Origin of the sequence: Cellvibrio chitinivorans (assembly GCF_035117775.1) — a bacterium.
Classification (GTDB): Bacteria; Pseudomonadota; Gammaproteobacteria; order Pseudomonadales; family Cellvibrionaceae; genus Cellvibrio; species Cellvibrio chitinivorans.
In genome coordinates this window covers 1211415-1232467 of sequence record NZ_JAYKKN010000001.1, presented here as the reverse complement: position 1 = coordinate 1232467, position 21053 = coordinate 1211415, and the positions used below count along the sequence as shown (strand labels likewise).

The window sequence follows — 21053 nt, the reverse complement described above, 5'->3', positions numbered from 1 at the left end:
TTTACCCCACAATTTTTGAGTGCATTAGCTATTAAATGCACTTAACTTTTATTGCTGCTTTTATCACTGCGCCTCAACACAGTGGCCCCAAGTGACTATTAAGATGCTGTTTTCCCGGTTTTGGATTCATCACTGCCGACATTATTTTTAGCCCTGCGTCAGCCTCAAATCCCGTTCATAAACAGGGGGTAAATTCAAGTCTGGTAGGCACAAGGATTTTGGGGATAATGGAGCCTTTCTTTATTGCCTTATCCCTACGTAACACGAGTCCGATTTATGACCAGTTTGCCGAGTATTGCAAAACGCATCGCCGATGAATTAAACGTTCAAGAACAACAAGTTAGCGCCGCCGTGGGGCTATTGGATGAAGGCGCGACAGTGCCGTTTATCTCCCGTTACCGTAAAGAAGTCACCGGTGGGCTGGACGATTCGCAAATGCGTACACTGGAAGAGCGCCTGCGCTACCTGCGCGAGCTGGAAGAGCGCCGCGCTGCGATTCTCAAATCCATTGGCGAACAGGGCAAACTGACCCCCGAGCTGGAGCACGAAGTCTCCATCGCCGATACCAAAAATCGTCTGGAAGACTTGTACCTGCCCTACAAACCCAAGCGCCGTACCAAAGGCCAAATCGCCAAAGAAGCTGGCCTGGAACCACTGGCAGAAGCTTTATTGGCCGACCCAACCCTCGCGCCCGAAGTAGAAGCGGCGAAATACTTCAATGCCGAGCACAGCATTAATGATGTGAAATCTGCGCTCGATGGTGCCAAATACATCCTTATGGAAAAATTCAGTGAAGATGCTGAATTGCTCGGCCGCTTGCGTCACTTTTTGCACAACGAAGCTACGCTCTCTGCACGTGCGGTTGCTGACAAGCTCACCGACACATCGCAAGAAGTGCAAAAATTTCGCGATTATTTTGAGCATGATGAACAACTCAAATCAGTTCCATCCCATCGCGCTTTAGCAATGTTCCGCGGCCGCAACGAAGGCGTACTGACTATCGCGATTAAAGTGGGCGATGAAGAACAACGTGTTGGTCATCCGTGCGAGACAATGATCGCCGATCACTGGCACGTGCAAGATAAAGGCCGCGCGGCTGATGGCTGGCTCGCAGAAGTTGTGCGCTGGACTTGGCGAGTAAAACTGCTCACCCATTTGGAAACTGATCTGCTCGGCGAGCTGCGTGAAAAAGCCGAAGAAGAAGCGATCAAGGTTTTCGCATCCAACTTAAAAGATTTATTGCTCGCGGCACCTGCAGGGCAAAAAGCCACTATCGGCCTCGACCCAGGTATGCGCACAGGTGTGAAAGTCGCTGTGGTTGATGCAACCGGCAAAGTGCTCGATCACTGTGTGATGTACCCCACTCCACCACTGAATAAAATTGCGGAATCTGAAGCGATTCTGGTTCACCTGTGCAACAAACATAATGTCGGTTTGATCGCAATTGGTAACGGCACCGCATCGCGCGAGACAGAAAAATTTGCGAAAGATGTGCTCAAACGTCACCCCGACATTAAAGCCAGCGCCGTCATTGTGAGCGAAGCCGGCGCATCGGTTTACTCAGCCTCTGAATACGCCGCAAAAGAATTTCCGGATCTCGACGTGACTATACGTGGTGCAATTTCCATTGCGCGCCGCTTGCAAGATCCGCTCGCGGAATTGGTAAAAATCGATCCAAAATCCATCGGCGTTGGCCAATATCAACACGACGTGTCGCAATCGCAATTAGCGCGCTCACTTGACGCTGTAGTTGAGGACTGTGTGAACGCAGTCGGCGTAGAAGTGAATACAGCTTCGGCTGCACTGCTTGCACGCGTATCGGGCTTGAATACCACGCTTGCAAATAACATCGTAGAGTTCCGCAACCAAAACGGTGTGTTTGCCTCACGCGCCGCGCTGAAAAAAGTGCCGCGCTTTGGTGAAAAAACTTTTGAACAAGCGGCAGGATTTTTGCGTGTTGCAGGCGGTGATAACCCACTTGATGCTTCTGCAGTTCACCCGGAATCCTATTCAGTGGTAGAAAAAATTGCGCAGAAAAATACGCGCGAATTAAAAGGACTGATTGGTGATTCATCTTTCCTGCGTGGATTAAAAGCGGCAGATTACACCGATGAAAAATTTGGTGTGCCGACCGTGACCGACATCATCAAAGAATTGGATAAACCCGGCCGCGACCCACGCCCGGAATTTAAAACTGCGCAATTCACCGATGGTGTAGATGAAATTACCGACTTGGTTCCTGGCATGATTTTGGAAGGCACTGTCACCAACGTTACCAATTTCGGTGCCTTTGTTGATATTGGTGTACATCAGGATGGTTTGGTACATATCTCTGCCCTGTCACACAACTTTATTAAAGACCCGCGAGAGGCTGTTAAAGCCGGTGACATCGTTAAAGCCAAAGTGATGGAAGTGGATGTTGCGCGCAAACGTATCGCCCTGTCATTGCGTTTGGATGATACTCCCGGTGAAAAAGTAGAGGGCAAGAAAGGCGGTGAGCGTTCACCTTCGCAAAATCAGCAGCGTGCGGCGCAGCGCAATAACCCGGCGCCAGCTGCGATGGGCAGTATGGGAGCCTTACTGCAACAGGCGATGAAAAAGAAGTAAGTCTTTGACGTAAATTTTAATGAAATAATGCCCCGCATTCGCGGGGCAGATATGCGAGAAAAATCATGAGCGATTTACCCCAGTGCCCAAAATGTAATTCTGAATACACCTACGAAGACGGCACTCTATTGATTTGCCCCGAGTGTGCACATGAGTGGCCGAAAAATGCAGACGAAGCAGCTAGTGATGAAGATGTTGTTATCGTGCGCGATGCCAATGGCAATGTGTTAGTTGATGGCGACAACGTTACCGTAGTAAAAGATTTAAAAATCAAAGGCAGCTCTTCAGTAATCAAAGTCGGCACTAAAGCGAAGATTGTGCGCATCGTCGAAGGCGATCATGATCTCGACTGCAAAGTTGATGGTATGGGCGCAATGATGTTGAAATCGTCAGTGGTGAAAAAAGCCTAGCATTCAGATGCACACCATATGCTACCTTTAGTGCGTAGCATATGTGCGTTCAGAACAAGGAGATCCACCCCATGCCTGCAGGGTCAGTAGTGAGCAGAAGCTTACGCAAAATTTATCAAAACCGCTTTGTACGCTGGTTGGCAGCTATTTATTTAGCCTATCTAACCCTGTGCGTGCTCATCGTGATGCCGGCGATCAACTGGGGGCTAAATGCGGTCTATCAGCAGCAAACCGGGCGCCCACTGCATTACAATTTTATCCGCTTCAATCCCTTCGCTCTCTCGCTAACCCTGCCCAATGTGCGTGATAACAATAGCGATGGCACTAACCTCTGGTCTGCCAAGCAGATTTATATCGACGTGGCGGTTATTAAGAGCTTGGTAAACCTTGCCCCCGCTATTGATGATATCGAGCTTGATGGCATTAATATTCATGCACATAAACTGGCCGATGGCGGCTGGACCTTTGACGATATACAACAACGCCAAGCTGCACTTGCCGCTGCCGCACCGCCCGAAACAACCGACACCACTACCGATGAATTGCCAGCGCTGCTAATCAAACAGATTCACATCGCAATTGATTCGCTGAAGTTCAGCGATGATAGCCAAGCAGAACCTTTTGAGCTGGATCTGCAAAAAATTGAATTTGGTCTGCAAGATTTTTCTACCTTGCTGGAAGAAGGTCAGCCTTATCGCCTAAACGCTACCCTGGGCGAAAAAGGCGAGCTAAGTTGGGTCGGTGATGTCTCGCTCAAGTCTGCCCAAAGCAAAGGCGAGCTGGCGGTTCGCAATATAGATTTGCAACCGGCGTGGCAATATTTTAAATCCCAACTGAATTTTACTTTGCAAAAATCGCTGCTGAATATTCAGGGGCAATATCAAGTTAACTGGAAAAAAGACCTTTATTGGTCAATTAACCAAACTGAGCTTTCGCTGCTGGAAACTAAAGTCACTAGCGGAAAAAGTAACGCGCGTGATGCCGATATAAATTTGGGTGAGTTGCGTGTAACCGGAATTAATGTCGCAAGCGATGCACAACTGGCGGTCATCGACAAAGTACAAATAAATGGTTTTAGTCTTGCGAGTTGGAGCGAAGGTAGTGATAACGGTTTGACCCGCGCGTTCACTCCAAAAACTACCGAATCACCCTCAACCAATAACACGACCAACGACGAAGACGATACAAGCAAGCCTTGGCTGGCGCAGATAAAAACTGTCGCAATCAATGACGCTGCAATTGATTGGCGCGTCGCGGAATTGGAGCAACATCAATTTGCTATTCGCAAATTAAATGTGACTGTGAGCAACATCGACAGCAGTGGAAAATCGCCGCTGGATATTCAGCTTAATGCCAGCATCGATCAACAAACCAAATTCGCACTGAGCGGCGATTTCAATTTAACCAGCCTCGACGGCAATCTCACATCCACCATTGATGCGCTGCCAGTTGCATTAGCACAACCGATGCTAACCCCTTATTTACTCGCCACTATTGCCTCCGGCAGCTTAACAACCAGCGCCGAATTGCAAGTGCGCAATGCCGAACTTATTCAGATGAAAAGCAAAGGGGAAGTTGCTGATATTAAATTGATCCCTAATGCTGCCAAACAAGAATTACTGGTATGGAAAAATTTGCGCTGGAGCGATGCACAGATAAATCTGACCGAGCAAATTATCGATTTGCCACTGGTCGAATTAAGCGGATTTGATAGCCGTTTTATCATCACCGCCGATGGCAAAACCAATTTCCAAACGCTATTTCCAGAATCAGTAGCGACAGCGGATGCAACAAAAAACACACCTGCATCACAGCCGGCAACTACTGAAAATAACGCTGCAACGACGAGCGAATCGGCGGAAAAGAGCTGGCAATTTAGTCTGCATAAATTTGTGCTGGATAAAGCATCTTTCCGTTTCAACGATGAATCGCTTACACCACAATTTACCGCAGCGGTACAAAACTTTAGCGGCACTATGACCGAGCTTTCATCGGACACCAGCAAACCAGCATCATTTAATTTTCACGGTGATGTAGACGGTTATGCGCCGGTGAAACTGCAAGGCAAAACCCAGCCTTTTCTTGCGCAACCACTACTGGATGCACGGCTCGATTTTGAGAATCTCGATCTTGGCGGTTTTAGCAGTTATTCCGGCACCTATGCCGGCTGGAAAATTGATCGTGGCCTACTTACCGCCAATTTGCACTATCGCCTGAACGATGGCCGCATCCTCGGCGACAACCATATCGAAATGGATCAACTACTGCTGGGCGAACGGGTCGAAAGCATGAGCGCGATGGATATTCCCTTGCGCCTGGCGCTGGCGCTCATCACCGATGAAAACGGTTTGGCCACACTGGATATAGGTGTAAGTGGCGATCCGGCCGACCCGAGTTTTGATATAGGCAAGGTGATTCGTCAGGCGATTCGCAATACCTTCGTCAAAATTGTCACCGCACCCTTTAAGTTACTTGGCAATCTGGTAGGCACTAAAGAAGATTTGGGCGAATTACCCTTTAACTCTGGCTCATCCCAACTGCTCACTACCGCCACACGCAGGCTTAACTCGTTGCAACAAGCGATGCAGAAACGTCCGGATTTACGTATAGAGCTGCGTGGCATCTACGACCAGCGCACCGATTTGCGCGGCTTGCAAGCAGCGCAGGTTAAACACCTATTGCTGAATCAGGGCTTGGAAAATAGCGACATCAAAGCGCAAAACGAGCGCTGGCAGAAAGCAGTCGCGGCGGAATATCGCCAACTGAATCTGAAGCCCGATGGCGAACTCACACCAACACAAATGTACGAACAGTGGCTGGCTACCATTCCAATCGCACCTGAAGCACTCAATGAGCTGGCAGCGCAGCGCAGTATTAATACCAAGCAGTTTTTAGTGCAGCAGCTCAATGTAGACGCCAGCCGGGTGCTGATCAATTCCAGCCTGGATTGCAGCGAGCCAAACCTGTGTACCCGTCGCCGCGTGCTGCTGGATTTATCGGATATCAACCAAACTGCCGCTACATCCCAGTCAGCACCAGCGCCGCAGACGCCTTAGTCACAGTTCAGTTACAGCTCAATCACTGCCGCAGTCCTGTCACTTGGGGGACTGGGACTTTTTCCCTCTCCAGACGAGATATGGAATAGACACGGCAGCGGACGCCAAACTGTAGGCAAGAACCACGGCGAGCGTGTTGGTATTTGGGAATGCGCCTGCGACTAACACGGCGATACCGATATGACGTGTTGCGCAAGCCACTGCCAACACGGTGCGATTATCCGGATTAGGGCCGCCAAATACATGCCCTAATACCACAGCCAGTATCATCGCCAGCAGCAACACTGCCAAATCCCGCCAGTGAATCTGGGCAAATACCTGCCAATGAATCGCCAATAAGATAAGCGCTGCCACAGCCAACAAAATACCAGCAATACTCATCAGCTTATCGCTGTAGCGCTCACACAAGTCAGGCAATAACCATTGCGCCAACATCCCCGCCAGCAGTGGCAATAAAAATGCTTTGGCGAGCACCCAAGCAACAGTTGTGGTGGATATATCCTCATGGGTTCCGAACTGCTGATTCAGCAGCGTGACAGCAAAAGGAACCAGAACAATAGCAAGAAGCGATGAAGTCACTACCAGGCTAAACACATAGGAACTACTGCTCCCCATATCCAGTTTACGCGGTAAGAGTGGCGCACCGGCCGATACCGCGAGCACCAAGAGCGCCGCCTTGGTCATCGCCGATACGGGCATAACGTAAATCAGCCCAAGCACCGCCAGAGGCACCAATACATACATCACAAAAAACGAGCGCAGCATTAACGCTGGATGACGCCACAAAAAGGTCAGATCAGCGAGGGTTGAGCGCGAACCTATGGCAAATACCACTACGGATACGGCTATTTTGAGTATGGCGAGCAAAATTAACGTCATTATCCAGCTCCTTGCGCGATTGATGCTTTAGTAAGCAAGCATCCAAATAATAGACATAAAAAATGCGGCACATGGCCGCATTAGTAGGTGGATTGCGAACTTAATTTCGCTCCCAGTTATCACCTTTTTTACAGAAGCTGTAGTGACCATCCATAGTGCCGCCATTGGCATTGATGATACTGATGGCAAGCTCACGGCAAGGCACACCCGCTTTGGTGAAGGCGGTAATTGGCACTACCACGCCGGAATTTTTAGACTCCGGGTTAAACCAGGATGCAGGGACTTTATTACTGCGCTCTGACTCCAACACTTCATGCACAGTCCCCTCAAGGATTTTCCAATCAGCGTCGGTCATCTGGCGAATCAACGAATCTTTTACGCGCCACTTTTTATCCTCACCACGGCAGATATCAAAACGGTAATACTCCGGTTTTACCGTTTCTTTGCTGAGTTTAAATAGTGTTCTGCGACACTCAGAGGTACCCTCGTTAAAGGACAACTTGGGTTTGATCTGCACCTGAATCGCGCTTTCGGGCGAGCGCCAATTAATGATCTCTTGGTCCGGCTGCTGATTGAGCACATCGCCAATTTCCTGTTTCAACGCAGCAACTTCACTTGAGCTTAATTGCGACAACAAGCTCGATTCCAGAAAACGTAAATTCGCCGCACTGGTTAGCGATGCAGGCAACGCAAAGATCACCCCCCATAACAGTGAACGCAACAACACACTCATTCAAAGCCCTCCTGAGATATCCACCCTGTAACGGGGAGCGTTAATAACAAATCGATTTATTGTGCCGGTTGGCGAGTTGGGTAATGAGCATAGATGGTAGAGATGACACTATTAATTGCCGCTTCCGGATTCTCCATCGCAGTTTTGGTCAACTTACCTTCTGTTGTACCTTCCCACACCAGTTGTTTTTTCTTGGCGTCGATCACATCAATAGTCACTGTACCTACCTTGTAATGAACTGTGCTCACATCCATCGGATAAGTAGCAAAACCACCGTACATACCCGCACGATAACCGTAATAACCCGGATACATAGTCGTACCGCTGCTGCGCACATCGCTGCGCGATTCAACGTTAGTGGTGAAGTTCACCAGCAAATCGGGGTTATTGGCACTGAAGGTGTACCCCAATCCAACCATTTCACGCTGCACGGCATTTTTGAAGTAGCCAGTCATGAGAGTTGAATAGCCGGATTTATCGGTTGCCAATGAGTCAACAAAGCCAAAGGTGCGATACGAACTAAAGTTGGCATTGCGATCAAAATCGCTGTTCACTTTAGGGGTGGTAGTACAAGCAGATAACACGAGGGCGGCAACAAGTGTGTGCCAAAGTTTCAACGCGCGCATAACGTAACTCTCCTTAATAAAATGATAAAAACAACACATCGTTAAAGCTGAACATGAAACATAGCTGGATTGATTGTTGCCGATGAACCCTATTGCCGCAAGTTAATTATCATAAATGGCCCGACAACAAGCCTCGAATATGACTCCACTTTGAAGAGTTACCCAATTCACAGACTGCTTTGTAATTTGTGACGCAAGTCAGTAATATCGCCCCCGCAATAAAGCCACAGGATTGAAATTGGGAACGCAAGACATTAGGAGCAAGTTATGGGAGCGACAATAACAACAGGGCAGGCGATAAAATTAGCATTGGGCGGATTAGTGCTGTTTGGGCTGGGAGCTGCAACAGTATATTTCCTTGTAGCACCCGCACCCGGCGATACACCTGCAGAAATCTCAGCATCAATAGCGCAAGAACAAACCTCTTCTGAAGCGATTCCCCCCTCCTCTGCAGCTGTCGATTCAGCACCAGTTGCTATCACCACCGAATCATTCTATGAAGCAGCCGAGGCGCGCCGCGAGCAACTTCTTATCGACAAAGAAGAAGCTGATCGAATTGCCAAACTCAAAGCCATCAAAGAGCGCAGTGTGGAATGTAAATTTTGGAAGCAGCAACAAAAAACATCCAGCGCCGCAGCAAAAATTGAAGAGAAGATCGATGAGCACTGCAATCTGCCAAGCTCGTCATCTGCGAGTGAATCCAATAGTGCGGACACTGCCAGCACCGATACTCCAACCCAATGAAATCGGATTATTGTTCAGTGTTTAACTGGACAATCATCCCAAAATGCCTTCATAGGTGAGTTTGATTCCCGCCAGAAATAGAAAGCCATAACTGATCCAATAAAATATTCGGTCAGATACGCGGCGATGTAAATAAACACCAAGCCATACACCGAGTGGGGCTAGCGGCAGCAGTATGAGTGAAGTGACGAAGGAGCTGCTGTCGATTTGCCCAAGCAGCGCATAGGGGATCAGTTTTATAAAATTGATGATGGCGAAAAATAAAATCGTTGTCCCCGCCAATGCAGATTTGGATAAATGCTGTGGCAACAAATAGATTGCAACAGGTGGGCCGCCCGCATGTGCAATGTAGCTGACATAACCGGCGATACTCCCCCAAAAAGTCCCTGCAATTTTATTCGGTTTACGCTCTTTTAATTGTTCAAGAAATTGTTTGCCCCATAAGTAGTGCAACACAAAATAAATCGATAACAATCCGATAATTAATCGAATCCAATCCGCGTTGGTTATTTCAAATGTGAGTGCGCCAGCAACAGTTCCCAGCAAAGCACCGGGTAACAAAATTTTTAAATTCAACTTGTCCCAAGTGCCGCGAAAACTCCACAAACCAAACGCATCCATACTGCACAGAATGGGCAATAAGATCGCTGCCGCGAGGCGCGGATCAATCATGAGCGATAACAGCGGAACAGCAAGGACACCAAAGCCACCGCCAAAACCGCCTTTGGACATACCAACTAAAATTACAACGGGGACGGCGAGCAGATAAAAAGAGAGATCACTAATCATAAAAACACGGCTGCAGAGCGATGACAAAAGACATCGGCAGCATGATGAAAAACGACAGGTTTATCCAGCGCTATCCCTGCGCCCAGATAAATTTTTTCAGTAAAATTACTCGAGGGTTACGGGATAATAATCGTATTCGCAATAGCCGGAGTTGGAATCGCAAATTTCGATAAACATGTACACTTTTTGCGGCACTTGATTGATCAGGGGATAAATATCCGTTTCATGCGCCGAGCCTTCGCAGGACATAAAAAAATCATGGGTGTATTCACATACCCAAGCTCCCGACTGATCGCAATAACGGCCGGCTCCGCACACTTGCGAATACACCGCCAAGCTGCCCGCAAGCGTAGCGCGGTCGTTAATACGCAGTGATACCGTGTAATCCTCGATGCTATTTACATCCCAAAAAATCTCATATAAGCCATCGTAGAGATAAGGGCTAAGCGCCAGCGGAGGGTGATTGGGCGTTGCAGTATCCGTGTCGTAGCTATCGATAATATCGAACGCCAACAACTCGGGGACGAAGTTTTCATAGGGATCATCGACCGCAACTGTATCGCTGCCGCAGCCAAACAACCCAATAGACATGAACAGTAAAATTGCAGCGAGGGATTTGGTTTGCATAGCACAACTCCGCAGTAGGGTACGGAGTTGATGCTAGGATTTTTCCTCTGAATCCGGCCTGAATAACTCAACAGCAATCAATGACGAAACTGTAACGCGGGCTTTAAATTTACCGAGCCATCGTCTTCCAGTTGCGCGTGTTGGGTTGCCTCTGCATTGCTCACAATCACTATCGGCTGCATAAATAGTGGGCGACGCACAAACCATAGGTGCCAGCCAAAATTTTCCAGACTGCGCAGTGCAAGCAATTGGGATTCATTCAGATAGCGCCCAAGATCGATAGGCACCGCTTTTTGCACCCCACGCCGGTTTTCAACAGCCTGTTGCAAGCGCTCGGCAAGCGAGGATTTGGAGTGAGCATGTGACATTCTTGTTTCCGGCATTTTGTAGCTCCCTTTACCAGTTAAATAGCCATGTAACCCTGTAGTTGCCATCAAACACTTTATGACAAACCTCACATTAAGTGTCGCGAGAATAATCACTTCTGTCAAAAACCGTGTTGGAATATCCAGCCAATTCATCAGCATGCTTTTACATAATTGATACACAAAAGCCACATCCACCCGCTAGAATCGTCCCACACTATAAGAATATGGATTCGGTCATCTCACTCACTAACACAGGGGTTACAGCATGCACCACACGTTTACACGCAATTCCATCATCAAAAAAAGCCTTTTGATCGCCAGCTTATGTATCAGCCCTTGGGCATTTGCACACAATCACGAAGAAGAGGCTGTCGCCAAACAAGTCGAGGCATTGCGGGTGGCCATGATTGATGGCGATGCAAAAGCGCTGAAGCAACTATCATCTGCAGGCTTAAGCTACGGCCACTCAGGCGGCCACATAGAAGATCAGCAGGCGTTTATCGAAAAAATTGCCAGTGGTAAATCAGACTTTGTCACTATGGAATTGGCTGACCAGACCATCAGCATCTCTGGCGATACCGCACTGGTTCGCCACAACCTGAATGCCGATATTAAAGACGGCGGCGTACCCAACACTATCCATTTGGGCATTTTGCTGGTGTGGCAAAAGCAAGCTGGTGAATGGAAATTGTTAGCGCGTCAGGCGTTTAAATATCCACCCAAGGCGCAATAATTTAGCGGAGCAGAGTCGATGAAACTTTACGGCAGCTACACATCACCCTTTGTGCGTCATGTTCGTATTATTTTGCTTGAGACCGGATTTGATTGTGAATTTATCGAGACCGATCAAGCAGGCAGCAGCGCAAAATCGCCCACGCAACGAGTTCCATTTCTTGAAGATGGCAATGTATTTCTAACGGATTCGCTCTCTATTGCCAAATACCTGCGCGAGAAAGCTGGCCAAGATTATTGCAGAAGCCCGCAAGAATTGGATGATTTTTGTTTGGTTAATACGGTGATGGATGCAACGGTAAATTTGTTTTTTATCAAGCGCGATGATGTTGATATAACGACCGTTCCTTACTTACAACGTCAAGCAGCACGCATTCAATCGACCTTGGCAGAGCTCAATAAATTCACCCCGCCATTAGCTGCCCCCTATAACGATGCACAACTCAGACTCGCCTGTTTTATCGACTGGGCAAAGCTCCGTAATCAAGTTGATTTTTCCGTGTTTCCCAATCTGGAAAAATTCTATGCGGGTGCATTGAATTATCAACCCTTTGCTGCAACTCAACCACCGCAAAGCTAATCAGTCTATAAAAAATTAGTATCTAAAAAGTAAATTATTTTTATCGAAAAAAACCAGACTTATACTTTGAATTACAAGTCTGGTTTTTTATTTTTCCGTCACAGTGAAATCAAACACCATACACAATTTTTGGTTTGCGTAATTGCGCTGATGTAAAACGCAAAAAAATCACGGCTAGCACCAAAGATACAATCCACGCCTGAGCAAAATTCACCAGCGAAACACCGCCCCCCAAGAGCAAATCTTTTATCAATAGCTGATGGCTTAGCACCGGCACCCAGCGGAACCAATCGGCATAGGCGCTTGGGTTAAACAGGGTGTAAAACAGCGGAATCATCGGCAAAAAAATCATCAAACCCATATAGGTTTGGGCATCCTTAAAGTTGCGCGCAAATAATGAAATAACAAATTGCAAACCAGTCGACAATAAAGCAACTGACATCAAGGCAGCGTAAACAGCAATCAAATCCACAAACGACACATCAACCCGCAACCCCAATTCTTTAAAAGGAACATAGACAAGTGCAATTCCCAGCAACAACACCTCAATCAACAACACGGTTAAGGTCAGCGAAAAACTGGTCAGCCATTTACCTAACACAATTGCATTGGATGTTGCTGGCGTGATGAGCAGCGATTCTAATGAGCGGCGCTCACGCTCACCCGCCGTCATATCCGCACTAAAACCAACACTCGCCATAAACGCAGTCAGAATCAGCAACATCGGCAAACTGGCCATTACAAAAAAGCCCATTTTTTCATCGCTGGCGATATTTAAATCGCGGATATAAACCGGATTGGTAATGCCCGGCGCAATGCCGCGCGATAACAAACGCAAGCTGCCCATGCGCGCGTTCCAACTCCAAATTTGTTGCCGCACAAAATGCAAGCTGCCTTGTAATTTACTGTTGGTCGCATCGAACACCAGCGCCAATTCAATCGATTCACCTGTCGCAAATTTTTGCTGGGCATCATCGGGAATGATCAGCGCATAGCCTAAATCACCGCGCTCAACCTGCTGATAGGCATCATCAGCAACAGCATCCACCTTTACGCCCCTCTCTTGCAGCCAATCGATCAACGGCGGTAAATTTTCTGACCCCACAACCGACAATTTAATCGGCTCACTAGTGGTTGCGCGCGACTGGTTGGACATATGGATAATGAATAACGACGACGCGACAAACACACCGACGAAGTAAATTGGCATTAACAACGCCATGCGCAAACTTTTATTATCGCGCAGTGCATCGCGCCATTCTTTACGCAATACGGTCCGGATATTTCTGCATAAATCACGCATGGGCAATTTCCCCCTCCGGCTGTACCAAATTAACAAATGCCTCTTCCAGTTGATGAGATTTTCCTGCCTCCAAAATTTCTGGCAGAGCTCCATCGGCAATAATTTTTCCGTGCGCGATCACAATAATGCGATCGCACAAACCACTAACTTCATGCATTAAATGACTGGAAAAAATCACGCAGCGCCCCTGCTGCTTTAATTCGTGCAACAGGCGCCGCACTGCGCGCGTGGTGATTACATCGAGGCCATTGGTAGGTTCATCGAGCAACACATGTTGTGGCTGATGCACAATCGCACGCGCCAGCGCTGTTTTCATTCGCTCACCGAGAGAGAACCCCTCCGCACGACGATCCGCAATCGACTCCATTCCCAACAACTGAATTAACTGCTCAATCGCCAATTCCAGCGGCTGCCCACTCATTCCCTGCAACTCACCGAAGTAGCGAATATTTTCGCGTGCAGTTAAACGCTTGTATAAACCTGCATCATCCGGCAACACGCCCAACCGCTCACGCGCGGCATTTGCCTGCTTGCTCACTTGAAAATCATCGACCCATACATCGCCCGAGCTTGGCTGCAACAAACCGTAAATCAAACGCATCAGTGTGGATTTGCCCGCGCCGTTTAAACCGAGCAAGCCGGTAATTTCACCATCGCGCAGCGTAAAATTCACATCATCCAATGCGGCAATTACATCTGGTTGCGCATTTTTTTTTGCACTTTTGAAAGTGAATGAACGCGATTTTTTTGCCGCAAAGGTTTTGCTGAGATGTTCAACGCGAATCATTATTTATCACTCCCTGCCGATGACGAACTCGCCGAGGCTTTCTGGTTAGCGCCCAACACCAAGGGTAAAGGTTTGATATAACCTGCACACTCCGTGTTAATACCCGTCATTGATGCGCGCTCAATAAATTGTGCAATTAATTGCGGCATACAACCTTCAGTTGAAATGGAGTGATTACCCCCGCTGGCAGCCAGCAAACTGGCATTGGGCAAATGCTCTGCAACTGCCTTTGCCCAAACTTCCGGTGTTACCGGATCATGATGGCCAGACAACAGCAATGCAGGTACATCACTTTTTATTGGCTGCCAATAATCATCCGGTAATTTTGCTTTGGGCCAAAACTCACAAATCGCGTGCATATCTTTCACAAAATCCATTCCAAAAAACGGTTCGCTTTGTGCAATATCCGCATCAGAAACGTGCGGCCAATCTTCATTGCAGATAACGCTATAGCGCATTCCTTCCATAATATTCATCTGCTGCATTTGCTCACCCGCCAAAGCCGAAAGCGCCGCAAGCAAGCGATAATCTTCTTGCTCTGCACGGCTGATCGCGCGCGGCAATAGCACCGTTAAATCACGCGAATAGAGCGACATAAAAATTAGCGATGAAAACGCACGAGGTGTTGCAATCCAGGTATCGGTTTGCTGGTGACGCGGATGCTCAAATGAGACAGATAAAGGCGTTCCGTTTTGTTGAAGTGCTTGCAAGCGCTGAAAAACAGTTTCAGCTTTTTGCACAATATCGCCAAACGCAGCAGTGCACTCGCGCCGAGCAAGACATTCATTATTTACCGCGTGCAATGCAGCGAAAGAGTCCCGCGCAAAATATTTCGGCAAGGCAATACTCACGGGCGCTACGCCATCCAAAATTAACGCGCGCGCGTGCTGTGGATAAGCGCGTGCGTACTCCAGCGCTACACGTGTGCCGTAGGAACCTCCCCACAAATTAATCTTGGCGTAACCTAATGCAGTGCGAACCGCATCCAGATCCTGCGCGGCATAGGGTGTGGTATAGAACTGTGCATTAGCTTGATATTGTTCAGCGCATTTTTTTAGCGAGTCGAGATATTTTTGGTTCAGCTCTACTTCCGGCAATTTTTGATCTTCTGCGCTCAATTGATCGCAGCGCAAAGGATTGGATTTACCGGTGCCGCGCTGATCCACAAAAATCAAATCGCGATTTTTGCGCACATCCGCAAAAAAACCATGAATTTGATTCGCCATATCAATGGAAGAACCGCCGGGGCCGCCCTGAATTAGAAATAGCGGATCAGCCGCAGGTGCAGGGCTAACAGCAGGCAAGCGAAGAATTGATAAAGTGATTTCATTGCTGGCAGGATCATCAGGATTTTCTTTAACCGACAACTCACCGCACTCAGCACCAAACACCAAGGGCGGCTTACCGGTTTCCACAAAGCCGGGGCAAGAGCTCAATTGCAAAGCAGCCTGAGAAGCAGGGTCTACCGACTTACCACAGCCGAGAAAAAAAATAGGTAACAAACAAAAAATTCTATGCGCCGATAGAGACACGCTCATCCACAGCTCCTTCATTATCTTGCTATCGTGAAATTATTTTTTAAGTTTATAGGGAGTAATTTTATAACCACGCTGCTCCAGTTGTGCAAGCAAACCGTCGTCACCACTAAGGTGCAAACTTCCCACTAGCACCAACTCTGTTTCGGCGGAAGAAAACATAGCTTCAATTTTTGGCAACCATGCCTGATTGCGTGCCACTAACAATTGCTGATAGATCTTTGGCGTTTCACGACGCATATCAGTTGCCATTTCTGTATCCAGCTTATCCAACTCTCCCGCGCGCCAGTAACCTACAGATCTTGCCAGCACTTGATCCATTTTTTGTATATCGCGCAGCGTAGTTTTGATAATCAGATTGGCATCCATATCGGCCAAGGATGTTAATTGCATCAGTACCTCATCCGTGGTTTCCAATCCCTGAATTGTTTTTTTATCCGCTATGGCTTTTTGGTGGAAAAAAGTATCGACACCCTGTGCTGCACCATAACCTTTACGCTGCATTTCTGTTATCGATAGAGAAAGGCTTACAAACATCGCCTTAAAGATGCTCATTTGTTCGAGAGGAAATTGGCTTTGAGCGCAAACATTTTTTAATTCTTGCCAGAGCTTTGGATCTAAATCATGGGATAAACGCTTGCCTCCACTGTAGGCAAAACTCTGCGCCATCTGCTGTGCAAACTCAGGCGAATTGGCCTTATTTAAATCAGTTTCCAACACCAATACTTTTGCACTCTCATACGCATGCTCAAACTCCGGCGGCAAGGGATAATCGCTGGTGCGCAACACATGAATGGTGCCGCCCAGATAAATTTTTTGATCACCCTTGGTGATTTCATAAAGACTGGTTTCAGCACTCACGTAAGCACTGAATAGTATCGATAAGACAATCACTAACCTGCTGCAAAGTTTCATTTCTTACTCCATTAACGAAAGCATATTTATAGGTATTTTTATCCACTAAAAAAAACGCCCACCTCTTTCGGGGCGGGCGTTTTTAGCACAACAACAGCAGAAAATTACTCTTCAGATGTTTCCGCTGCTGGCGCTGGTGCAGCACCTGACTCTTCCGCCATAGCTTCTTTGATAGAGAGCTTGATGCGGCCGCGTTGGTCTACGTCCAGGCACTTAACTTTAACAACCTGACCTTCTTTCAAGTAGTCGCCTACGCTGTTTACGCGCTCGTCTGCGATTTGAGAGATGTGTACCAAGCCGTCTTTGCCTGGCAGGAAGTTAACGAATGCACCGAAGTCTACGATGCGTACAACAGTACCTTCGTAGATCGCACCGATTTCCGCTTCGGCAACAATGCCTTGTACGCGGAAGATCGCCGCGTTAAGCGCTTCGGTGTTGTCGGCGTAAATCTTAACAGTGCCATCATCGTCGATATCGATAGAAGAACCAGTTTCTTCGGTGATTGCACGGATAGTCGCACCGCCTTTACCGATGATGTCGCGGATCTTGTCTGGATGAATCTTGATGGTTTCAAAGCGCGGTGCGTTTTCGCTTACCACTTCACGTGATTTCGCGAGCACTTTGTTCATCTCACCGAGAATGTGCAAACGCGCAGCCAGAGCTTGCTCCAGAGCGATTTCCATAATCTCTTCGGTGATACCTTCGATCTTGATATCCATTTGCAGTGCAGTTACACCGCTGGTGGTACCCGCCACTTTAAAGTCCATATCGCCGAGGTGATCTTCGTCGCCGAGGATGTCGGTCAATACCGCAAAGCCGTTAGCTTCTTTTACTAAGCCCATAGCGATACCAGCAACTGGCGCTTTCAGCGGAACACCGGCATCCATCAATGCCAATGAAGAACCACATACAGACGCCATAGAGCTAGAACCGTTAGATTCGGTAATTTCGCTCACTACACGTAGGGTGTATGGGAAATCCGCTTCTGCAGGCAGAACTGCAGCAACACCACGGCGCGCCAAACGGCCGTGGCCGATTTCGCGACGGCCAGTTGCGCCCATACGACCGCACTCACCTACAGAGTAAGGAGGGAAGTTGTAGTGCAACAGGAACGCATCTTTTTTGGTGCCTTCAAGGAAGTCGATGATTTGTGCATCGCGCGCGTTACCCAAAGTGGCAACAACCAATGCCTGGGTTTCACCGCGAGTGAACAACGCAGAACCGTGTGCTTTGCCCAATACGCCAACTTCAACTTGGATTGGACGTACAGTTTTGTTGTCGCGGCCGTCGATACGTGGCTCGTTCGCAACGATGCGTGAACGCACCAAGCGGTACTCAACCATACCGAATTCAGCTTTGATTTCATCAGCAGTGAAGCCAGTCGCTTCAGTCGCCAGAGCTTCAACAGCTTGTGAGCGCAGTTCGCCCAAACGGTTGTAACGCTCAGCCTTGTCGGTGATGCGGTAAGCAACGCCGATGGCATCGCCAAAACCAGATACGATCGCATCGGTCAAACCAGCGGTCACTGGCACTGGCTGCCAATCCCAACGCGGCTTACCTGCATCGCGTGCCAATTCAGCACATGCCTGCACAACCGCTTGCATCTCTTGGTGAGCGTAAAGAACCGCGCCGAGCATGATGTCTTCCGGCAATTCTTTCGCTTCGGATTCAACCATCAATACTGCGTCTTTAGTACCGGCAACTACCATGTCCAACTCAGAGGTTTCGAGTTGCGCGTAGCTTGGGTTCAGGATGTAACCTTCCTCCTGAGTGTAACCAACACGTGCGCCACCTACTGGGCCGTTAAACGGGATACCAGAGATTGCCAATGCAGCTGAGGTACCGATCATAGCAACGATATCGGGATCGTATTGTTTGTCGGTTGATACAACAGTACAAACCACTTGTACTTCGTTGAGGAAACCCTCGGGGAACAGTGGACGGATCGGACGATCGATCAGACGTGAAGTCAGGGTTTCTTTTTCAGAAGGACGACCTTCACGCTTCAAATAACCGCCAGGGATACGGCCAGCGGCATAACTTTTTTCTTGGTAGTGCACAGACAGCGGGAAAAAATCCTGTCCGGCTTTGGCTTCTTTAGAGCCTACAACAGTACAAAGTACAGAGACTTCGCCCATGGTTGCCATTACTGCACCGGTTGCCTGACGGGCAATGCGGCCAGTTTCGAGGGTTACGGTTTGATTGCCGTATTGGAATTTCTTAATAATCGGATTCACTCTTTTATCCTTTTATATTCACTAAAAATCAATTGCGTTAATTGTTACGCGTCTATTTAAGCTTGTTCGTTAAATTTGTTCATTTCTATCGATACGAGATCTACAGAAAATCAATAAAAATCACTACAAACCAGCATCCTGCAGGGCGCCAACTTTGCTCTCATTGGCACAACTCCTGATTTCTTTTTTGCAATTATACTAAAGCACAAAATAAAAGTGCCCGCAGAGCGGGCACTGGACAAACTTAACGGCGCAGACCTAATTTTTGAATCAGAGCAACGTAACGAGAAGCGTCTTTACCTTTCAGGTAGTCCAACAATTTACGACGGGAGTTAACCATACGGATCAAACCGCGACGTGAATGGTGGTCTGCCTTGTGGTCAGCGAAGTGACCTTGCAGTTTGTTGATGTTTACAGTCAACAGAGCTACTTGGACTTCAGGTGAACCAGTGTCACCTTCTGCTTGTTGATACTCTTTAACGATTGCAGCTTTTTCAGAAGCACTCAGTGCCATGATGTTTTCCTCAATTAATATGCGATTCAATTACAGCCCGCCCGTGCATATTTACAGGTGGGTTGTTGCGGTGATTATCCGAACCTGAAAGGTTATGGGATCTCAGCCGCGGCTTTTTATCCAGACAAAGCAAGTTTGCGGATAAATTCTGGGGGCGATTCGGGCTAGTTTTCGTTAGCCGAGCGATTCGCCAAAATTCGTTTAGGGGCTACGCCACCTTCGTCAGTAATAGTGCCTAAGCCGAGAAATGCGCGGGGCGATTGTTCGGTTTCTGCACAAAAGACGCGCACAATAGCACCTTGCTCGCCAAATCGATAGACCTTGGACACCATCACCGGGTTGCCCAGTCGGAAATAATGGGCGCTGTTGGCGGGCAAGTCTACCGCAGGCAAGCTGGCCACTGGCGCATCAGTACTTAATAAGTAGCTATCCAATGCAGCATATGCAGCCTCATCGCCAGCATCTGCTTGCACCTCATCAAAACGTGCTTCCAGCTCTTCCAGAGTCACGCATTGCGCTTCATTAAATAGACCAGCGTGTGAGCGATGCAGAGTTTTCACGTGACCGCCGCACCCCAGCGCAACACCTAAATCTACGGCAATTGAGCGAATATAGGTGCCTTTGGTGCAGCGGATATCCAGCTCCACCTCGGCTTCTTCACCCGCGCGAAACGCCAGTATCTCGATACTGTGGATTGTCACCGGACGCGGCTCGCGCTCTACCTCAACCCCTTGGCGCGCCATTTTGTAGAGCGGCTGCCCATTGAGTTTAAGTGCCGAATACATAGGTGGCACCTGTAATATATCGCCACGAAACGGTTCCAGTGCTGCTTCCACTTGCGCGAGAGTAATTCTGCCCGCAGATTTTTGTTCAAGGATCTCGCCATCGGCATCGCAAGTATCCGTAGTCGCACCAAGGCGAATACAGGTGCGATAGCCTTTGTCGGCATCCAGCAAGAATTGCGAAAACTTGGTTGCCTCACCAAAACACAGAGGCAAAACACCTGTAGCGAGAGGATCAAGCGCACCGGTATGTCCAGCTTTCTCAACAAAAAACAACCGTTTGGCTCGCTGCAAAGCATGGTTGGAAGTCATGCCCGCAGGTTTGTGCAACAACAATACGCCATCAACAGGACGGCCTTTTCTACGCGCCATTCCGATTACTCGCCTTTCACATCATCTGACAACAATTCATCATCGTGTTGATGCAAGCTGTCTTCTTTCAGCGCGCGATCAATCAAGGATGACAATGCCTGACCTTTGATCGAGGTTTTATCGTAGATAAATTGCAGTTTGGGCACTGTGCGCATGCTCAACTCTTTGGCGAGGAAAGTGCGCAAAAAGCCACTCGCCTTGTTGAGAACTGATGCGGCTTCAAGGCTTTCTTTTTCATCGTCGCGACCAACAAAAGTCACATAGACCTTGGCAAAAGCCATATCGCGGGTGACGGTCACCTCATTGATATTGACCAAGCCTACGCGTGGATCGCGAATTTCAGCCGGAATCACCTGCGCCAGCAAACGCTGGATAGCATCGGATACTCGGTCTGAACGGGTAAATTCTCTTGGCATTCGCCATTAACCTCTTAAAAAAAATAAAACCCCACCCCCTT

General features: G+C 48.2%; 20 protein-coding genes. 6 read left to right on the top strand and 14 right to left on the bottom strand.

Going from position 1 to position 21053, the window contains the following annotated elements:
- Positions 1–285 precede the first annotated feature (285 nt).
- The 3 genes from SPL68_RS05240 to SPL68_RS05230 all read left to right on the top strand — a co-directional run bounded on the left by SPL68_RS05240 (position 286) and on the right by SPL68_RS05230 (position 6073).
- Positions 286–2607 carry a Tex family protein gene (locus tag SPL68_RS05240; RefSeq protein WP_416377415.1) on the top strand — a complete coding sequence of 774 codons (2322 nt, stop codon included), beginning with the start codon at positions 286–288 and terminating at the stop codon, positions 2605–2607.
- 65 nt (positions 2608–2672) lie between these two features.
- Positions 2673–3017 carry a zinc ribbon domain-containing protein YjdM gene (locus SPL68_RS05235; protein WP_323814021.1) on the top strand — a complete coding sequence of 115 codons (345 nt, stop codon included), beginning with the start codon at positions 2673–2675 and terminating at the stop codon, positions 3015–3017.
- A gap of 71 nt (positions 3018–3088) precedes the next feature.
- Positions 3089–6073, top strand: a complete 2985-nt coding sequence (locus SPL68_RS05230; RefSeq protein ID WP_323814020.1) for a DUF748 domain-containing protein — start codon at positions 3089–3091, stop codon at positions 6071–6073.
- 39 nt (positions 6074–6112) lie between these two features.
- On the opposite strand, the gene SPL68_RS05225 is transcribed toward SPL68_RS05230, so the two are convergent.
- The 3 genes from SPL68_RS05225 to SPL68_RS05215 form a co-directional block, all read right to left on the bottom strand.
- Positions 6113–6952 (bottom strand): bile acid:sodium symporter family protein, encoded by an 840-nt coding sequence (locus SPL68_RS05225; protein WP_323814019.1) that lies wholly within the window; start codon positions 6950–6952, stop codon positions 6113–6115.
- A 100-nt stretch (positions 6953–7052) separates the two neighbouring features.
- Positions 7053–7685, bottom strand: coding sequence for a hypothetical protein (locus tag SPL68_RS05220; protein ID WP_323814018.1), 633 nt, complete (start codon positions 7683–7685; stop codon positions 7053–7055).
- A gap of 56 nt (positions 7686–7741) precedes the next feature.
- Entirely contained in the window at positions 7742–8311 is a 570-nt protein-coding gene (locus SPL68_RS05215) for a DUF4136 domain-containing protein (RefSeq protein ID WP_323814017.1), read from the bottom strand.
- Between the two features lie 267 nt (positions 8312–8578).
- Here SPL68_RS05215 and SPL68_RS05210 point away from each other — a divergent pair, with 267 nt between their 5' ends.
- The gene (locus SPL68_RS05210) at positions 8579–9055 is read left to right on the top strand and encodes a hypothetical protein (protein WP_323814016.1); all 477 of its coding nucleotides are present in this window, start codon (positions 8579–8581) and stop codon (positions 9053–9055) included.
- A 33-nt stretch (positions 9056–9088) separates the two neighbouring features.
- Here the strand turns inward: SPL68_RS05210 and SPL68_RS05205 are convergent, their stop codons facing one another.
- The 3 genes from SPL68_RS05205 to SPL68_RS05195 form a co-directional block, all read right to left on the bottom strand.
- Positions 9089–9844, bottom strand: a complete 756-nt coding sequence (locus tag SPL68_RS05205) for a sulfite exporter TauE/SafE family protein (protein WP_323814015.1) — start codon at positions 9842–9844, stop codon at positions 9089–9091.
- A 105-nt stretch (positions 9845–9949) separates the two neighbouring features.
- Positions 9950–10471, bottom strand: a complete 522-nt coding sequence (locus SPL68_RS05200; protein ID WP_323814014.1) for a hypothetical protein — start codon at positions 10469–10471, stop codon at positions 9950–9952.
- Positions 10472–10548: 77 nt separating this feature from the next.
- Positions 10549–10839 carry a hypothetical protein gene (locus SPL68_RS05195; RefSeq protein ID WP_323814013.1) on the bottom strand — a complete coding sequence of 97 codons (291 nt, stop codon included), beginning with the start codon at positions 10837–10839 and terminating at the stop codon, positions 10549–10551.
- 265 nt (positions 10840–11104) lie between these two features.
- Here SPL68_RS05195 and SPL68_RS05190 point away from each other — a divergent pair, with 265 nt between their 5' ends.
- Positions 11105–11572 carry a nuclear transport factor 2 family protein gene (locus SPL68_RS05190; protein ID WP_323814012.1) on the top strand — a complete coding sequence of 156 codons (468 nt, stop codon included), beginning with the start codon at positions 11105–11107 and terminating at the stop codon, positions 11570–11572.
- An 18-nt stretch (positions 11573–11590) separates the two neighbouring features.
- Positions 11591–12151 (top strand): glutathione S-transferase, encoded by a 561-nt coding sequence (locus tag SPL68_RS05185; RefSeq protein WP_323814011.1) that lies wholly within the window; start codon positions 11591–11593, stop codon positions 12149–12151.
- A gap of 109 nt (positions 12152–12260) precedes the next feature.
- Here SPL68_RS05185 and SPL68_RS05180 read toward each other — a convergent pair whose 3' ends face one another.
- From SPL68_RS05180 to rbfA, 8 genes are all read right to left on the bottom strand, one after another.
- Positions 12261–13454 carry an ABC transporter permease gene (locus tag SPL68_RS05180; RefSeq protein ID WP_323814010.1) on the bottom strand — a complete coding sequence of 398 codons (1194 nt, stop codon included), beginning with the start codon at positions 13452–13454 and terminating at the stop codon, positions 12261–12263.
- Positions 13447–14241: an ABC transporter ATP-binding protein gene (locus SPL68_RS05175; protein WP_323814009.1), complete on the bottom strand. Its 795-nt coding sequence runs from the start codon at positions 14239–14241 to the stop codon at positions 13447–13449. Before SPL68_RS05175 ends, SPL68_RS05180 begins: the two co-directional genes overlap by 8 nt.
- The gene (locus SPL68_RS05170; protein WP_323814008.1) at positions 14241–15779 is read right to left on the bottom strand and encodes an alpha/beta hydrolase; all 1539 of its coding nucleotides are present in this window, start codon (positions 15777–15779) and stop codon (positions 14241–14243) included. The genes SPL68_RS05175 and SPL68_RS05170 overlap by 1 nt, the downstream gene beginning before the upstream one ends.
- A gap of 33 nt (positions 15780–15812) precedes the next feature.
- Positions 15813–16691 carry a TraB/GumN family protein gene (locus SPL68_RS05165; RefSeq protein WP_323814007.1) on the bottom strand — a complete coding sequence of 293 codons (879 nt, stop codon included), beginning with the start codon at positions 16689–16691 and terminating at the stop codon, positions 15813–15815.
- A gap of 104 nt (positions 16692–16795) precedes the next feature.
- Complete coding sequence (gene pnp / locus SPL68_RS05160; RefSeq protein WP_323814006.1) at positions 16796–18928, bottom strand: polyribonucleotide nucleotidyltransferase; 2133 nt, start codon at positions 18926–18928, stop codon at positions 16796–16798.
- A gap of 244 nt (positions 18929–19172) precedes the next feature.
- Entirely contained in the window at positions 19173–19442 is a 270-nt protein-coding gene (gene rpsO, locus SPL68_RS05155; RefSeq protein ID WP_323814005.1) for a 30S ribosomal protein S15, read from the bottom strand.
- A 164-nt stretch (positions 19443–19606) separates the two neighbouring features.
- The gene (gene truB / locus SPL68_RS05150) at positions 19607–20596 is read right to left on the bottom strand and encodes a tRNA pseudouridine(55) synthase TruB (RefSeq protein WP_323814004.1); all 990 of its coding nucleotides are present in this window, start codon (positions 20594–20596) and stop codon (positions 19607–19609) included.
- A 5-nt stretch (positions 20597–20601) separates the two neighbouring features.
- Positions 20602–21012 (bottom strand): 30S ribosome-binding factor RbfA, encoded by a 411-nt coding sequence (rbfA, locus tag SPL68_RS05145; protein ID WP_323814003.1) that lies wholly within the window; start codon positions 21010–21012, stop codon positions 20602–20604.
- Positions 21013–21053 lie beyond the last annotated feature (41 nt).

Excerpts from the sequence above, each read along its gene's own strand:
- SPL68_RS05165 (WP_323814007.1), bottom strand. The coding sequence starts at position 16,691 with ATGAAACTTTGCAGCAGGTTAGTGATTGTCTTATCGATACTATTCAGT.
- rbfA (WP_323814003.1), bottom strand. The coding sequence starts at position 21,012 with ATGCCAAGAGAATTTACCCGTTCAGACCGAGTATCCGATGCTATCCAG.
- SPL68_RS05190 (WP_323814012.1), top strand. The coding sequence starts at position 11,105 with ATGCACCACACGTTTACACGCAATTCCATCATCAAAAAAAGCCTTTTG.
- SPL68_RS05175 (WP_323814009.1), bottom strand. The coding sequence starts at position 14,241 with ATGATTCGCGTTGAACATCTCAGCAAAACCTTTGCGGCAAAAAAATCG.
- SPL68_RS05220 (WP_323814018.1), bottom strand. The coding sequence starts at position 7,685 with ATGAGTGTGTTGTTGCGTTCACTGTTATGGGGGGTGATCTTTGCGTTG.
- SPL68_RS05210 (WP_323814016.1), top strand. The coding sequence starts at position 8,579 with ATGGGAGCGACAATAACAACAGGGCAGGCGATAAAATTAGCATTGGGC.
- rpsO (WP_323814005.1), bottom strand. The coding sequence starts at position 19,442 with ATGGCACTGAGTGCTTCTGAAAAAGCTGCAATCGTTAAAGAGTATCAA.
- truB (WP_323814004.1), bottom strand. The coding sequence starts at position 20,596 with ATGGCGCGTAGAAAAGGCCGTCCTGTTGATGGCGTATTGTTGTTGCAC.
- SPL68_RS05205 (WP_323814015.1), bottom strand. The coding sequence starts at position 9,844 with ATGATTAGTGATCTCTCTTTTTATCTGCTCGCCGTCCCCGTTGTAATT.
- SPL68_RS05235 (WP_323814021.1), top strand. The coding sequence starts at position 2,673 with ATGAGCGATTTACCCCAGTGCCCAAAATGTAATTCTGAATACACCTAC.
- SPL68_RS05215 (WP_323814017.1), bottom strand. The coding sequence starts at position 8,311 with ATGCGCGCGTTGAAACTTTGGCACACACTTGTTGCCGCCCTCGTGTTA.
- SPL68_RS05230 (WP_323814020.1), top strand. The coding sequence starts at position 3,089 with ATGCCTGCAGGGTCAGTAGTGAGCAGAAGCTTACGCAAAATTTATCAA.
- SPL68_RS05225 (WP_323814019.1), bottom strand. The coding sequence starts at position 6,952 with ATGACGTTAATTTTGCTCGCCATACTCAAAATAGCCGTATCCGTAGTG.
- SPL68_RS05180 (WP_323814010.1), bottom strand. The coding sequence starts at position 13,454 with ATGCGTGATTTATGCAGAAATATCCGGACCGTATTGCGTAAAGAATGG.
- SPL68_RS05200 (WP_323814014.1), bottom strand. The coding sequence starts at position 10,471 with ATGCAAACCAAATCCCTCGCTGCAATTTTACTGTTCATGTCTATTGGG.
- SPL68_RS05195 (WP_323814013.1), bottom strand. The coding sequence starts at position 10,839 with ATGTCACATGCTCACTCCAAATCCTCGCTTGCCGAGCGCTTGCAACAG.
- SPL68_RS05170 (WP_323814008.1), bottom strand. The coding sequence starts at position 15,779 with ATGAGCGTGTCTCTATCGGCGCATAGAATTTTTTGTTTGTTACCTATT.
- SPL68_RS05185 (WP_323814011.1), top strand. The coding sequence starts at position 11,591 with ATGAAACTTTACGGCAGCTACACATCACCCTTTGTGCGTCATGTTCGT.